This window comes from Variovorax sp. YR750 (genome assembly GCF_900109805.1).
Lineage (GTDB): Bacteria > Pseudomonadota > Gammaproteobacteria > Burkholderiales > Burkholderiaceae_C > Variovorax > Variovorax gossypii.
This window is the reverse complement of the sequence record NZ_FOBJ01000001.1, coordinates 412,955-426,725: the sequence shown is the minus strand read 5'-3', so window position 1 is coordinate 426,725 and position 13,771 is coordinate 412,955. Positions and strand designations below refer to the sequence as shown.

Annotated in this window: 14 protein-coding genes; 6 read left to right on the top strand and 8 right to left on the bottom strand. The window is 67.1% G+C overall.

The genetic code is table 11. The annotated features are described in order from the left end of the window. Positions 1-9: 9 nt before the first annotated feature. Entirely contained in the window at positions 10-345 is a 336-nt protein-coding gene (locus BMY35_RS01860) for a hypothetical protein (RefSeq protein WP_093195286.1), read from the bottom strand. A gap of 371 nt (positions 346-716) precedes the next feature. On the opposite strand from BMY35_RS01860, the gene BMY35_RS01855 reads away from it, so the two are divergent. The 6 genes from BMY35_RS01855 (at position 717) to BMY35_RS01830 (ending at position 6,800) form a co-directional block, all read left to right on the top strand. Further along, positions 717-1,664 carry an adenylate/guanylate cyclase domain-containing protein gene (locus BMY35_RS01855; protein WP_093195285.1) on the top strand — a complete coding sequence of 316 codons (948 nt, stop codon included), beginning with the start codon at positions 717-719 and terminating at the stop codon, positions 1,662-1,664. 130 nt (positions 1,665-1,794) lie between these two features. Further along, complete coding sequence (locus tag BMY35_RS01850; protein ID WP_093195284.1) at positions 1,795-2,145, top strand: hypothetical protein; 351 nt, start codon at positions 1,795-1,797, stop codon at positions 2,143-2,145. A 205-nt stretch (positions 2,146-2,350) separates the two neighbouring features. After that, positions 2,351-4,183, top strand: a complete 1,833-nt coding sequence (locus BMY35_RS01845; RefSeq protein ID WP_093195283.1) for a DUF1800 domain-containing protein — start codon at positions 2,351-2,353, stop codon at positions 4,181-4,183. A 25-nt stretch (positions 4,184-4,208) separates the two neighbouring features. Beyond that, positions 4,209-5,675 carry a DUF1501 domain-containing protein gene (locus tag BMY35_RS01840; RefSeq protein WP_093195282.1) on the top strand — a complete coding sequence of 489 codons (1,467 nt, stop codon included), beginning with the start codon at positions 4,209-4,211 and terminating at the stop codon, positions 5,673-5,675. 23 nt (positions 5,676-5,698) lie between these two features. Continuing rightward, positions 5,699-6,112 (top strand): Tm-1-like ATP-binding domain-containing protein, encoded by a 414-nt coding sequence (locus tag BMY35_RS01835; RefSeq protein ID WP_256228009.1) that lies wholly within the window; start codon positions 5,699-5,701, stop codon positions 6,110-6,112. Between the two features lie 58 nt (positions 6,113-6,170). Further along, positions 6,171-6,800, top strand: coding sequence for a CAP domain-containing protein (locus BMY35_RS01830; protein WP_093195281.1), 630 nt, complete (start codon positions 6,171-6,173; stop codon positions 6,798-6,800). Between the two features lie 6 nt (positions 6,801-6,806). On the opposite strand, the gene BMY35_RS01825 is transcribed toward BMY35_RS01830, so the two are convergent. From BMY35_RS01825 to BMY35_RS01795, 7 genes are all read right to left on the bottom strand, one after another. Then, positions 6,807-8,303 (bottom strand): mannitol dehydrogenase family protein, encoded by a 1,497-nt coding sequence (locus tag BMY35_RS01825; RefSeq protein ID WP_093195280.1) that lies wholly within the window; start codon positions 8,301-8,303, stop codon positions 6,807-6,809. A gap of 17 nt (positions 8,304-8,320) precedes the next feature. After that, positions 8,321-9,532: a D-mannonate dehydratase ManD gene (gene manD, locus BMY35_RS01820; protein ID WP_093195279.1), complete on the bottom strand. Its 1,212-nt coding sequence runs from the start codon at positions 9,530-9,532 to the stop codon at positions 8,321-8,323. A gap of 44 nt (positions 9,533-9,576) precedes the next feature. Then, positions 9,577-10,371 (bottom strand): amino acid ABC transporter ATP-binding protein, encoded by a 795-nt coding sequence (locus tag BMY35_RS01815; protein WP_093195278.1) that lies wholly within the window; start codon positions 10,369-10,371, stop codon positions 9,577-9,579. Next, on the bottom strand, positions 10,368-11,027 hold the full coding sequence (locus BMY35_RS01810) for an amino acid ABC transporter permease (RefSeq protein WP_093195277.1): 660 nt from the start codon (positions 11,025-11,027) through the stop codon (positions 10,368-10,370). The genes BMY35_RS01815 and BMY35_RS01810 overlap by 4 nt, the downstream gene beginning before the upstream one ends. A gap of 15 nt (positions 11,028-11,042) precedes the next feature. After that, positions 11,043-11,708: an amino acid ABC transporter permease gene (locus BMY35_RS01805; RefSeq protein ID WP_093195276.1), complete on the bottom strand. Its 666-nt coding sequence runs from the start codon at positions 11,706-11,708 to the stop codon at positions 11,043-11,045. 43 nt (positions 11,709-11,751) lie between these two features. Continuing rightward, positions 11,752-12,789 carry an L-idonate 5-dehydrogenase gene (locus BMY35_RS01800; RefSeq protein WP_093195275.1) on the bottom strand — a complete coding sequence of 346 codons (1,038 nt, stop codon included), beginning with the start codon at positions 12,787-12,789 and terminating at the stop codon, positions 11,752-11,754. A gap of 112 nt (positions 12,790-12,901) precedes the next feature. Further along, positions 12,902-13,738: a substrate-binding periplasmic protein gene (locus BMY35_RS01795; RefSeq protein ID WP_093195274.1), complete on the bottom strand. Its 837-nt coding sequence runs from the start codon at positions 13,736-13,738 to the stop codon at positions 12,902-12,904. Between the last annotated feature and the right edge of the window lie 33 nt (positions 13,739-13,771).

The following is a 13,771-nucleotide window of genomic DNA, read 5'->3' as shown; positions in this document are numbered from 1 at the left end:
GTCGTTGTTTCATTTGCTTTGGGTAAAGCGCTGGTGCGCCCGAGGCCCCATCGAACCGGGCAATCCGCCTTTGAACATGCTGTTGATGGCTTTCATTTGCCGACGGGCGGCGGTCTCGCCGTCGATGGCGCTCAACGCCATCATCACGTCCTGCCGCAGGTACCAGAGTGCTTCGACGTCGGCGGCGAAACGCACGCGCTGACTGACGCGCTGGACCGAGTGGCCGCCATGACCCTGGAGCACCGACAACATCGCAGTACGGATACGACCGAGCTGGCTCTCCGTCGCCTGGCGGGATCCGAAGCCGGGTACGTTCAGCAGACGAAGAAAGCGGCGCAAGAGCATGGGGGGAACGGAAAGCGTATTGCCGGAAGCGGGAACGGCCGCTACCTTAAGCCTCAGTTAACCATTCCACAAGATCCGAAACGATGTTTCTTGTTTGTAAACAACACGCTTTACTTATCGTTTTCACTAGTCATTGAATTTTGTTTTCCAAAGTACTACAAGCCTTGAGTGGAATGAACCTTTTGCATCTGTTCATTCACAGGTGGCGTATACATATCCCGATCCGATAGTTTTATTTATCGAAGGCGAAGGACAAGCAGGTTTCCTCTCCGGCGCGTGAACGTACATGTGCCAGGAGAACTGCCTGCGTGGAAATGCAGGGAGCCCACGGGCATTTACAACCAGCGATAGAAATCGAGAATCACAAGAGTATGGGTGTCAATTCCACAGTCGTATTCGCGGACTTGACGGGGAGCACGAGGGTCTTCGAGGCCATGGGAAATGCGCGTGCCACCGAGACCGTGACCCGGCTGACGCAGTGGATCGGCGGCGTGTGCCAGGCGCATGGTGGCCGGGTGGTGAAGTCGCTCGGCGATGGCGTGTTCGCCATCTTCACCAGCGGCGCGGCGGCGACGCATGCGGTCATCGAGTTGCAGCGCTATCACCAGAAGCGGCTGCTCGCGTGGCCGGCACCCTTGCGCATGGCGCTGCAGATCGGCGTGGCCAGCGGCGAGGTGGTCGAGGTCGAGGGCGATTGCTACGGCGATGCCGTCAACCTGGCCTCGCGGCTGAGCGACCTGGCCGGCCCGGGCCAGATCTGGGTGACCGCCGCGGTCATCTCCCAATTGCGTGAAGGCTCGGTGCAGCATCGCGACCTCGGCCTCATCAACATCCGCGGGCGCAGCGAGATGTCGGTCGTGCACCGGATCGACTGGCAGGAGGACGTGACGACATTCCTCACCGTGCCCGCTGCGCTGGCTCCCTTGCGCATGCCCGACTCCTCGTTCGGCCAGATCGAGCTGGCGTGGCTCGATGTCCGCTCGATGTTCCGTACGGAGGAGCTCCCGATCCACCTGGGCCGCGTCGACGACGCGCAGTTCGTGGTCAACGACCCCCGCGTCTCGCGGCTTCATGCGCGCATCGAACTGCGGCAGGGCAGCTGCGTGCTGATCGACGTCAGCACCTACGGCACCTGGGTGCGCTTCCACGGCAACGACGGGCCGAGCACCGAGATCGCCCTGCGGCGCGAAGAGTGCGTGCTGCACGGCCGCGGCGAAATCGGCCTGGGCGCTCCGCTGAGCGACTACAGCGCGCCGACCATCGCCTTCAACACCACCAGCGGCGACGTGATGCTGTCGCGCCGCGAGATCGCGCGCTGAACACGGCGCTGTCACCGCTCGCCGCGGTGACGTTTGGCTACCATGCTTGCATGCAATCGGGTGCACCGCGAAGATGCATCCGGCGTTGCGTATCCACCCGGGCGTGTCCGCCCTTGGCCCTGGAGCCACCGTGAACCTCAAACCTCAATCTTCTGTTTTCAAGTGGGCGACCGTCGGTGCCGTCATCGCCGGCGCGTTGCTGGCTGCTGGAGCCGCAAATGCGCGCGGAAGCTGGTCGGTGCAGATCGGCACCCCCGGCTACGTGGTCGGCGGCTATCCGGCACCGTACTACGCGCCTCCGCCGGTCTACCCGTATCCGGCTCCCATCTATTACGAACCGCCGCCGCCGGTCTACTACCGGCCGCCGCCTCCGGTGTATTACCGTCCGGCTCCGATCTACACCCCGCCGCCCGGTCGCATCTACTACGGCCCCGGCTATCCCTATCGCCCGCCGAACGGCTGGGACGATGAGCGCGATTGACACTGTCGCCTGAATGTTTGCTGAAGCATTGGCATGCCCTCTGGCATGCCAATTTTGTTTCAAGGAGTGACTAAAAAGTCACATTGGCACACATTTTTGTGGCGACCTCGCCAGTTTTGGACACCCGTCCGGTTGTTTTCCGCAGGGGCATGCCGCTTGCCTTGATCCCTCCAACAGGCGTCGATACGCCGCAGGAGCGAGGATCATGCTGGAACAGTTGGAGGCCGAGCGCGCAAGACCGGCCGACGAGGTGGTGTACGTCGCGGAGACAGCGGCAACAGGCGAGCACAGGGCAATTCAGGACGGCTCGCGGCCCCTGAAGGTCGCGGCTGCGTTCTCCATGGCGGCGGCACTGGCCGCATGCGGTGGAGGCGGGGGTGGCGGTGGCTCCGCAGGCGTTGGCTTTCCGATCGGCGGCCTGCCCGGTTCCAACCCCGGTCCGGGCACGACGCCCGACACCGGTCCCTATCACTATCCCCAGGCGCAGAACGACGCCGAGGCCGCCCGCTTCCTGCTGCAGGCCCAGTTCTCCGCCTCGGACGCCGAGATCGCCGCCGTGCGCGCCAAGGGCTACATGCCGTGGCTCAGCGAGCAGTTCGGTGCGGCGCGCCAACCTTCGGCCTGGGAGTGGGTCAATAGCAAGGGGTACGAGAAAGTCGATACCGACGCCATGATCTGGCGCCAGCTCATGACCGCGGCCGACCCGCTGCGCAAGCGCATGGCGCTGGCGCTCAGCGAGATCTTTGTGGTTTCGGGCACCGAGATCGGCTCGAGCTGGCCTACGGCCATGATGGCTCAGTACTGGGACATGCTCGCCAACGGCGTCACGAGCAACTTCCGCCAGCTGCTGGAAGACGTGACGCTGAACCCGGCGATGGGCTTCTACCTCAACACCCGCGACAACAGGAAGGAAGACGCCTCCGGCCGCCAGCCCGACGAGAACTATGCGCGCGAAGTCATGCAGCTCATGACCATCGGCCTGTACCAGCTCGAGAGCGACGGCACGGTGAAGACCGGCGCCGATGGTCAGCCCATCGAGACCTACGTGCAGAACGACGTGACCAATCTCGCGCGCGTCTTCACCGGCTACGACCTCGACATCCGTTCGGCGGAGCGCAATGCCTTCACTCCGCCAGGGGCCAGCTACACGATCGAGACCAACGCCTGGACCACGCGCCCCATGGCCTACAAGGCCTCCAACCACTCGATGCTGGAGGCGCGCTTCCTCGGCGCCAGCGTGCCCGCCGGCACGCCCGGCCCGGCGGCGCTGAAGATCGCGCTCGATACGCTCTTCAACCACCCGAACGTCGGCCCGTTCATCAGCCGGCAGCTGATCCAGCGGCTGGTCACCAGTAACCCCAGCCCCGCCTACGTGAAGCGCGTGGCTGGCATCTTCGCCAACAACGGCGCTGGCGTGCGCGGCGACATGAAGAGCGTGTTCGCGGCGGTGCTGCTCGACGACGAGGCGCGTGGCCCCGCTGGTCTTTCCGACCCGAACTTCGGCCACCTGCGCGAGCCCATGCTGCGGCTCGTGCAATGGGGTCGCACCTTCGGCATCAGTTCGACGTCGGACAACTGGAATATCGGCAACACCTCCGATCCAAGCCTGTATCTCGGCCAGTGCCCGCTGCGCTCGCCCTCGGTGTTCAACTTCTTCCGTCCCGGCTACGTGCCGCCCTCGACCGCCATCGCCAGCAACAAGATGGTGGCGCCCGAGTTCCAGCTGGTGAACGAGACCAGCGTGGGCGGCTATCTGAACTTCCTGCAAGGCAAGCTGCAGAACGGCTTCGACAGCAAGGACGTGATCGCGACCTATACAGCCGAGAAGACGCTGGTGACCGACCCCGCCGCGCTGGTGCGCCGGCTCAACCTGCTGCTCACGGGCAACCAGCTCTCGGCCGCCACGGTCGCGCTGATCACCGATGCGCTGAGCAAGGCGCCGCTGGTGAACCCCGCCACCGACGCCCGCAGGCTCGACCTGATCTGCGCCGGCGTGCTGCTGGTGATGGGCTCGCCCGAATACCTCGTGCAGAAATGAAGAAAGCAGCCGGAGCGAACCGAACATGCACCTGATCGATCCTGCCCGCCACACGCGCCGCGCCTTCCTGCGCCGCTCGGGCCAACTCGCGATGGCCGGCACCGCGCTGCCGTTCGCACTCAACCTCGCCGCCATGGGCGAGGCTGCCGCGCAGGCTGCGCCGGGCGACGACTACAAGGCGCTGGTCTGCGTCTTCCTGTTCGGCGGCAACGATTACGCCAACACCCTCGTCAACTTCGACACCGACAGCTACACGAAGTACAGCACCATCCGCGGCGCCATCTCGCTGCCATACGCGTCTCTCGCGGGTACTGAGCTGAAGCCCGCCGTCTCGCTCGCCAACGGTCGCAAGTACGCGCTGAACCCGGCCATGAGCGGACTCACGACGCTGTTCGACCAAGGCAAGATGGCCGTGCAGCTCAACGTCGGCCCGCTCGTCAAGCCGCTCACGCGCGCGCAGTTCAACGGCACGAACCGCAAGGACTTTCCGATCCCGCCCAAGCTGTTCTCGCACAACGACCAGCAGTCGATCTGGCAGTCGTCCTCGCCCGAGGGTTCCACCATCGGCTGGGGCGGCAACCTCGGCGACCTGATGCTGAACGGGCAGCGCAACGCATCGCTTTTCACCTGCATCTCGGTGGCGGGCAACGCGGTGTTCCTTTCGGGCGATGAGGCGCTGCAATACCAGGTCGGCACGGGCGGGGCGGTGCGCATCAACAGCGTGAGTCCCGCCACCGGCAGCGTCTACGGCTCATCGGCGGTCAAGGCCGCCATGCAGCAGATCGCGCAGCAGGCGCGCGGCCACACTCTGGAGAACGAATACAACAAGGTCACGCTGCGCGCGGTGGAGGCGGAAGGAAAGATCACCTCCGCCATCCAGTCCGATGTCACGAGCGTCAGTTTCCCCACCACCAACAACAACCTGGCCGCCCAGCTCAAGATGGTGGCTCGCCTGATCCGCGGGCGCGCGTCGCTGGGCGTGAAGCGCCAGGTGTTCTTCGTCTCCATGGGCGGCTACGACCTGCACGACGACCTCGACACCAAGCAGGGCCCGCTGATGCAGCGCCTGTCCGACGCCATGGTCGCCTTCCAGAAGCAGATGGAAGACCTCCAGATCGCCGACAAGGTCACGGCCTTCACCGCCTCCGACTTCGGCCGCACGCTTTCGAGCAACGGCAACGGCTCCGACCACGGCTGGGGCAGCCATCACTTCGTGGTCGGCGGCGCCAATGCCGTGAAGGGCAATGCCTTCTACGGCACGCCGCCGCCGGTGAGCGTGGGCAACACCTCCGCCGACGACGACCAGTGGCACGTCGGCCAGGGCCGGCTGCTGCCCACCACCTCCGTCGACCAGTACGCCGCAACGCTGGCCAAGTGGTTCGGCGTGCCCGACTCCGACCTCAACGGCATCCTGCCCAACCTGAAGAATTTCAACAACATCACCGCGCCCAGTGGCATCACCTACCTGCGCGACATGGGGTTCATGGCATGAACGCAATGACTGAAATGAGCGCGATGAGCGCAATGAGCTCGATTGGCGGCCTCAACGGCATGGAGGGCGGGGCCAGCGTGGACTTCGGCCCGGAAAGCTCCGTGCCGGAACGCTCCCACTCGCACGGCAGGCACGTGACGCACGTGCGCCCCTTCACCACCGTCGAGGCGGCCATCGCGGCGATCGAATCACTGGACCGCGAACTGAAGAAATTCGAACTCGCGGTGGCCGACAGCCTGCAGGACTACCTGGGCGTGCAGATGGCGCAGATCACCGACTGCGCACTGGCCCGCGGCTGGGAGCCGCTCAGCTTCATCCAGAAGGACGGCTTTCGCGTCTATCGCTACGAGGCGATCCGCTCCGCTCCGCGCGGACTTTCCTCGGCCGAACTGGCGGCGAAGCTGGAGCGGCGCAGCCGATCGCGCTCCGCGCGATGAACGCGCCTTCTCTGAAACCCTTGCACTGCCGGCTTTCCCTGATCGCGACAAGAAACGAATGAACCTGAGACACACAGCCACCGCCACCAGCGTCCTCGCCACATTGCTGCTCGCATCGTGCGGCGGTGGAGGAGGTGGGGGCGGTGGAGGAGTGCCTCTGGGCCTGGGCGTACCGGCCGCACCCGCGCCTGCCCCTGCACCGGCCCCTGCGGCCGCTCCGGCACCGGCTCCCGCATCTGCGCTCACCGCTCTCGAGAGCTGCAGCCTGCCGGACTTCGCGCAGGACACGATCACTCGCGTCAACCAGTTCCGAAGCGAAGCCCGCACCTGCGGAACCACGCAATTCCCGGCCGCAGCGCCTCTCTCTTGGAACCCCAGGCTCGACACCGCGGCCGCGCGCCAGTCGAACGACATGGTCGCGAAGAATTTCTTCGACCACACCGGCTCGGACGGCAGCACCGTGGGCGTGCGCGTCACCGACGCGGGCTACGCATGGTCGGGCGTCGCCGAGAACATCGCGGCGGGCCAGACCAGCGTGGCGTCCGCCATGAACTCCTGGCAACTGAGCGAAGGCCACTGCCGCAACCTGATGGGCGCGAGCTACAAGCACGTGGCCCTGGCATGCGTGCGCGGCACCTCGGCCAACGCCTATCCGTTCTACTGGACGATGGTGCTCGCCACGCCCTGATTCACGTCACGCGGCCGCCTCGAGCGCCGCGATCACGCCGCGCTCCTCCAGCATCGCGAGATGCCGGGCCACCGCGTAGACAAAGGCGGGCACACCGCCGAGCTCGCCGAACACCGGGGCAAAGCCGGTGAAGAAGGCAACCCGCTCGTGCACCGAGGACGACGCCGCGCCGGCCTGCGCCAGCCGTTCTGCCAGGGCGGCGGCCAGCGGATCCTGGATGTCGTGCGAGGCGCCGGTCTCGTCGGCGCCACGAAGGTAATGGATCCATGCGGCCACGGCCAACGCCAACCGTTCGATCGGCTGCCCGGCCGCGAGCCGGTCGCGCACCGTGCCCAGCAGGCGCTGCGGCAGCTTCTGCGAGCCGTCCATCGCGATCTGCTTCGTCTGGTGCTGCAGGGCGGGGTTCGAAAAGCGCTGCAGCAGCCGCGCACGATAGCCGTCGAGGTCCAGCCCTTGCATCGCCGGCAGCGTGGGCGCGATCTCCTCGCGCATCAGCGCGTCGATGTAGCCGCGCAGTTCGGGCACGGCCACCGCGCGGTCCACCGTGCGCAGCCCGGCCATCGCGCCCAGGTACGCCAGCGCCGAATGGCTGCCGTTCACCATGCGCAGCTTCAGCCGCTCGAAAGGCTCGGCATGCTCGACGAAGCGGGCTCCGCCTGCGGTCCAGTCGGGCCGGCCGTTGGCGAAGCGGTCTTCCACCACCCATTCGAGAAAGGGCTCTCCGACCACCGGCCATGCGTCTTCCTCGCCCAGCCGTGCCGAGATGCGCTCCCGGTCGGCGTCGGTGGTGCGCGGCACGATGCGGTCGACCATCGAGTTGGGAAAGGTGCAGTGCGTGTCGATCCAGTCGTGCAACGCCGGGTCGACCTGCCTTGCGAACGCCAGCACGATGCCGCGCAGCGTGTCGCCGTTGGCGGGCAGGTTGTCGCACGACAGCAGCGTGACCGGCGGCAACTCGCGCTGGCGGCGCAGGTTCAGCGCGTGCACCACGAAGCCGGGCATGGTGCGCGGCGCTTGCGGGTTCGCCAAGTCGTGAGCGATGCCGGCGTCGTCCAGCCGCAATGCGCCGGTGGCCGGGTCGTGGTGGTAGCCCTTCTCGGTGATCGTGAGGCCGACGATGCGCGTGTCCGGATGGGCGATGCGTTCGAGCACGGCCCGCGGGTCTTCGGGCGCGACGAGCACGTCGAGCAGGTTGCCCACCACCTGAAGCGTCTCGCGCGGGCTGCCGTCGTCGGCCGCATCGCGCAGGGCCAGTGTGTAGAGGCCGCCTTGCGGCTGCAGCGCGTCGCGCGTGTCGGCCGCACGCAGCGAGACGCCGACCGTGCCCCAGCGCAGGTCGCCGCTGGCGTGCAGCGCGGCCTCGTTGACGACGGCGAGGTGCGCGCGGTGGAAGGCGCCCACGCCCAGGTGGACGATGCCGGCGCGCAGCTCGCCGCGCGCGTAGCGCGGCCTCGCAACGTCCGCGGGCAGGTGGGGCAGGGCGTCGGGATGCAGGCGCTTCATGGCGTCGTGTTCTCCGCTCACCAGTTCCAGAGCGTGCCGTCGTGCTGCTGCCGGTTCACCGGCAGGTAGGCGCGCTTGTACGGATACTTTGCGGCGAGCTTCTCGTCGATGTCCACGCCGTGGCCCGGTGCCTCGCCCGGGTGCAGCATGCCGTCGGCAAAGCTGTAGGCGTGCGGGAACACCGCATCGGTCTCTTCCGTGTGGCGCATGTACTCCTGGATGCCGAAGTTGGGCACCCACATGTCGAAGTGCAGCGCCGCGCCCATGCAGGCCGGCGAAAGATCGGTCGCGCCGTGGCAGCCGGTGCGCACCTGGTAGAGCGATGCCAGGTCGGCGATGCGCCGCAGCTGCGTGATGCCGCCGGCGTGGACCACCGTGGTGCGGATGTAGTCGATCAGCTGGTTCTCGATCAGGTCCTTGCAGTCCCAGATGCTGTTGAAGATCTCGCCCACGGCCAGCGGCGTGGTCGTGTGCTGGCGGATCAGCCTGAAGGATTCCTGGTTCTCGGCCGGCGTGGCGTCTTCCATCCAGAACAGGTTGAAGGGCTCCAGCGCCTTGCCCAGCCGTCCGGCCTCGATGGGCGTCAGGCGGTGGTGAACGTCGTGCAGCAGGTGGATGTCGGGGCCGACCGCGCTGCGCACCGCGTCGAACAGCTTCGGCGTGTGCTCCAGGTACTTGGCGGTCGACCAGTCGTGCTCGCTGGGCAGGTCGGCGTCGGCCGGCTCGTAGAACATGGTGCCGCGGCCCACGCCGTAGACCTTCTCCAGGCCCGGCACGCCGCTCTGCGCGCGGATCGCCAGATAGCCTTCTTCCTTGTAGCGCAGCACTTCTTCCACGGTCTGCTCGATGTCGCGGCCGTTGGCGTGGCCGTACACCATCACGCCGGTGCGGCTCTTGCCGCCGAGCAGCTGGTACAGCGGCAGGTTGGCGGCCTTGGCCTTGATGTCCCACAGCGCCGTGTCGACCGCGGCGATGGCGGTCATGGTCACCGGGCCGCGGCGCCAGTAGGCGCCCTTGTAGAGGTACTGCCAGATGTCCTCGATCTGGTGCGCGTCGCGGCCGATCAGGCAGGGAATGACGTGCTCCGTGAGGTAGGCGGCCACGGACAGTTCGCGTCCGTTCAGCGTGGCGTCGCCGATGCCGGTGAGGCCCTCGTCGGTCTCGATCTTCAGGGTGACGAAGTTGCGCCCGGGGCTGCAGACGATGACGCGTGCGTTGGTGATTTTCATTGCGTGCCTGTTGTGCGTGTGTCTTGTTGGGGGAAGAAGGGTGCTCAGCCGTTCCAGCCGAGATGGCCGAGGAAGTCGCGCGTGCGCTCCACGGTCGGGTTTTCGAAGATCTGCTGCGGCGGGCCCTGTTCGATGATGGCGCCGGCCTCGAACACCACCACCCAGTCGGCCACGCGCTTCGCGAAGCCCATCTCGTGGGTCACGACGATCATGGTCATGCCCTCCTGCGCGAGCTTCTGCATCACGCTGAGCACTTCGCCGACGGTCTCGGGGTCGAGTGCCGAAGTGGGCTCGTCGAACAGCATCACCTCGGGCTCCATCGCCAGCGCGCGTGCGATGGCCACGCGCTGCTGCTGGCCGCCCGAGAGGTTGGCCGGGAAGTTGCCGGCCTTGTTGGCCAGGCCCACCTTCTCCAGCAGCACCATCGCGCGGGCACGGGCCTTGTCCTCGGGCATGCCCAGCACGGTGACCGGGCCCATGGCCACGTTGTCCAGCGCCGACTTGTGCGGGAACAGCTCGAAGCTCTGGAACACCATGCCCATGCGTTGGCGGACCTTGCGCACCTGCGATTCCTGGGCGGGCAACGGCACGCCGTCGACCAGCACGCGGCCGCCGTCGATGCTTTCCAGCGCGTTCGTGCAGCGCAGCAGGGTGGACTTGCCCGAGCCCGAAGGCCCGATCAGGCACATCACCTCGCCCTTGTGTACCTGCAGCGACACGCCGCGCAGCGCCACGAAGTCGCCGTACATCTTGCGGACGTTCTCGTACACCAGCACCGGCGGCTGGTCGGCGTTCTTGCGCGCGGGCGAGAGGGATGCGGTTGGGGCGATTGCGTTCATTCCTTGACTCCGTACTTGCGGTGAATCCAGTCCACCAGCTTTGCCTGGGGATAGCCCATGAGCCAGTAGATGGCGGCCATGGCGGTGAGCATTTCCAGCACGCGGAAGGTCTGCGCGCGGATCTGCATCGAGGTGTAGGCCAGCTCGCCGACGGCGATGACCGAGACCAGCGAGGTGTCCTTGAACAGCGAGATCCAGGTGCTCGCGATCACCGGCAGGATGCGGCGCGCCGCCTGCGGGATCACCACCTTGAACATCGCCTGCCGCCGCGACATGCCCATGGCGAGCGCCGCTTCCATCTGCCCCTTGCGGATCGAGTTGATGCCGGCGCGGAAGGTCTCGGCGTTGTAGGCCGCGATGTTCAGCACCAGCGCCACCAGCGCGGTGGTGATAGGAGAGAACTGCACGTCGAAGGCCATGGGCATCACGTAGAAGGCCCAGTAGATGACCAGGATCAGCGGCAGGTTGCGGAAGAACTCCACGAACGCGAGCGAGACGGACTGCAGCAGCCTGTTGGACGACAGGCGCATCAGGGCGAGCACGATGCCGCCCGGCACCGCCAGCAGCATGGTGACGATCGTCAGGCCCACCGTGAGCGCGGCGCCTTCGAGCAGCGCGGCGCGGTGCGTCCAGATCACGGACCAGTCGAAATTCATGTCGGGGTCCTTCGTCTAGGAGCGGCCGAGGTGCGCGAAGCGGCGGTAGAGCCGGTCCACGCCCCGCGTCACGGGGAACAGGATGCAGAAGTAGGCGACCATCACCGCGGTGAACACCTCCACCGGCCGGTAGCTCTGGCCGGCCACGGTCTCGGCGCGGTGCATCAGCTCGGGCACCGCGATCACGGTGGCGATGGCCGTGTCCTTGATGGCGATCGTGAGGATCGAGCCGAAGGCCGGCAGCATCCGCACGATGGCCTGCGGCAGCAGCACCTTGCGCAGGATCTGCGCGCGCGACATGCCCAGCGCCAGCGCGGCGCGCGTCTGGCCCGGTCGGATCGACTCGATGCCGGCGCGGATCACTTCCGCCGCGTAGGCCGCGATGTGCAGCGTGAGCGCGACCAGCGCCGCCCAGAAGGGCGGGAAGGTCACGTCCGCGATGATCGGGAACGCGAAGTAGATCCAGATCAGTACCACCAGCACCGGAATGGCGCGCATCGAGTCGATGTAGAACACCAGCAGCGGCCGCAGCCAGCGCGGGCCGTACAGCCGCAGCAGCGCGATCGCCAGGCCCGCGAGCAGGCTCGTGACCGCGCTGACGATGCTCAGCAGCACCGTCATGCCCAGGCCGCTGGCGAAGAAGCGCCAGTTGTCCACGATGGGGGAGAAATCGAAGTCCATGCGAGGAGGCTCCGTCAGTTGGAAGGGAAGGGCGCGGCCATCGTCAGAACGTGACCATCACCTTCATCGCGCGCTGCCGGTCGGCCGCCAGCGCGAAGGCGTCGTGCACGCGGGCCACGGGCACCGCCTCGGTCAGCAGCGGCGATACGTCGAGCACGCCGCGGCTGAGGTAGTCGACCGCCCACGCGTATTCGTCGACGAAGCGGAAGCTGCCCACGAAGGAAAGGCTCTTCACCATGATCTGGTTGAAGGGGCAGGCTTCGCTGTTTCCGCTCAGCGTGCCCACCTGCACGATGGTGCCGCGCGGGCGCGTGAGGCGGATGCAGTTGGCCAGCCCGGCATAGTTGCCCGAGACCTCGAAGCTCGCGTCGACCTGGCCCTTGCCCTCGGCCAGGGCCTCGAGTGCTGCCGGGTCCTTCGCCACGTTGATGGTCTGCGTGGCGCCCACGCGGGTGCAGGCCGCGAGCGTCTGGTCGACGATATCGACCGCGATGAGCCGGCTCGCGCCCGCCAGCTTCGCGGCCATGAGGATCAGCGCGCCGATGGGCCCCGCGCCGACCACCATCACCGTCTTGCCCAGTAGCGAGCCGGCCTCCTGCACTGCGTGCAACGCCACCGCCAGCGGCTCGCCGAAGGCGGCCAGTTCGAAGGGCAGGCCCTCGGGCACCGGCACGCACTGGCTCGCCTCGACGACCACCTGCTCGCGCATCGCGCCCTGCATGTGGGGCCACTTGCTGGCGCTGCCGAAGAAATGCACGTTCTCGCAGTGGTTGGAGGCACCCATGCGGCAGAAGCGGCACTGGCCGCAGGTGCGCGATGGGTTGATCGCCACGCGGTCGCCCGCGCGCACCGACGTCACCTGCGAGCCCACCTCCAGCACCTGGCCCGAGGCCTCGTGGCCCGGCGTGAGTGGAGCGCGGATCAGGAAGTCGCCGACGCGCCCGTGCTGGTAGTAGTGCAGGTCGGAGCCGCAGATGCCCACGGCCTTGATGCCGACGCGCACCTGCGTGGGAGACAGCACCTCGACGGGAGCGTCTTCCACGCGAAGGTCGCGGGCTCCGTGGATCTGGCAATTCAACATGTTGGGAACCTCGATGAAATGAAGGGCAAAGGGCGGCCCGCGGGCGCGCCGATGGCGGCGGCCCGGAAGGCTCTGTCGGGGAAATGCGGTGCGCCTCGCGGGGGCGCCCGGCTTACTTCAGGTTCTGCGTCATGCGGCGTTCCTCGGCGGTCACCGCCGGCTGCATGCGCTGCGCCACCGCGCGCAGCCAGTCGAGGTACACCTGCTGGTCCTTGGCCACGCCCATGCCGGCCTGGATCTCGAAGATCTTGCTGTCCTGGCAGTCGTTCTCCTTCGGGAACGCGGCAAGGCCCTTCACCTTCTTGCTGATGTTGGGCCACAGCATGCGGTTGAGCGGCGCCACGTCGGAGCGGCCGGCCAGCACTTCCTCGATGGGCGCGACCGAGCCCGAATTGGCCACGCCGCGCAGCCTGGCCCTGGGGAACTGCTGGCGCACCAGCGGCTCCTCGCCGGCGCCGGAGAAGTACGCGACGGTGATCTCGGGCTTGTTGAAGTCCTCCAGCGTCTTGGCGCTCGTGAACTTGGGGTTGTCGGCGCGGCCGAACATGCACACGCCGGTGCTGGAGAAGGTCACGAAGTCGATGATCTTCGCGCGCTCGGCCGTCTGGTTCAGCGGGCCGATCATGATGTCCATCTGGTTGGCCACCAGCGCCGGCACCTTGGTCTCGTGGCTCACCGCCACGGGCACCATCTTCACGCCGAGCAGCTTGGCGAACTCCTTGCCCAGCAGCCACGAGGGGCCGGCCCAGTCCTCGCCGTCGCCGCTGGTGTTCTGCACCAGCCAGGGCGGGTTGTTGACCACGCCCACGCGCAGCACGCCGGCCTTGCGGATGGCATCGACGCGCGGGCTGGCGCCGGGCGCGGGCGGAGTCTGGGCCAGTGCCGCCGGGCCCAGGGCCAGGAGCGTCGCGGCGACAACGCCGCGGGCCAGGAAAGTAGCGATTTTCATGACGGTCTTCCTTCGGAGTTGCTGGTGTTCGTG

What these genes read in the sequence shown, in the direction of transcription:
- BMY35_RS01805 (WP_093195276.1), bottom strand. Translation starts at nt 11,708, where the DNA reads ATGGACTTCGATTTCTCCCCCATCGTGGACAACTGGCGCTTCTTCGCC.
- BMY35_RS01840 (WP_093195282.1), top strand. Translation starts at nt 4,209, where the DNA reads ATGCACCTGATCGATCCTGCCCGCCACACGCGCCGCGCCTTCCTGCGC.
- manD (WP_093195279.1), bottom strand. Translation starts at nt 9,532, where the DNA reads ATGAAAATCACCAACGCACGCGTCATCGTCTGCAGCCCCGGGCGCAAC.
- BMY35_RS01795 (WP_093195274.1), bottom strand. Translation starts at nt 13,738, where the DNA reads ATGAAAATCGCTACTTTCCTGGCCCGCGGCGTTGTCGCCGCGACGCTC.
- BMY35_RS01860 (WP_093195286.1), bottom strand. Translation starts at nt 345, where the DNA reads ATGCTCTTGCGCCGCTTTCTTCGTCTGCTGAACGTACCCGGCTTCGGA.
- BMY35_RS01810 (WP_093195277.1), bottom strand. Translation starts at nt 11,027, where the DNA reads ATGAATTTCGACTGGTCCGTGATCTGGACGCACCGCGCCGCGCTGCTC.
- BMY35_RS01815 (WP_093195278.1), bottom strand. Translation starts at nt 10,371, where the DNA reads ATGAACGCAATCGCCCCAACCGCATCCCTCTCGCCCGCGCGCAAGAAC.
- BMY35_RS01800 (WP_093195275.1), bottom strand. Translation starts at nt 12,789, where the DNA reads ATGTTGAATTGCCAGATCCACGGAGCCCGCGACCTTCGCGTGGAAGAC.
- BMY35_RS01835 (WP_256228009.1), top strand. Translation starts at nt 5,699, where the DNA reads ATGAGCGCAATGAGCTCGATTGGCGGCCTCAACGGCATGGAGGGCGGG.
- BMY35_RS01830 (WP_093195281.1), top strand. Translation starts at nt 6,171, where the DNA reads ATGAACCTGAGACACACAGCCACCGCCACCAGCGTCCTCGCCACATTG.
- BMY35_RS01825 (WP_093195280.1), bottom strand. Translation starts at nt 8,303, where the DNA reads ATGAAGCGCCTGCATCCCGACGCCCTGCCCCACCTGCCCGCGGACGTT.
- BMY35_RS01845 (WP_093195283.1), top strand. Translation starts at nt 2,351, where the DNA reads ATGCTGGAACAGTTGGAGGCCGAGCGCGCAAGACCGGCCGACGAGGTG.
- BMY35_RS01855 (WP_093195285.1), top strand. Translation starts at nt 717, where the DNA reads ATGGGTGTCAATTCCACAGTCGTATTCGCGGACTTGACGGGGAGCACG.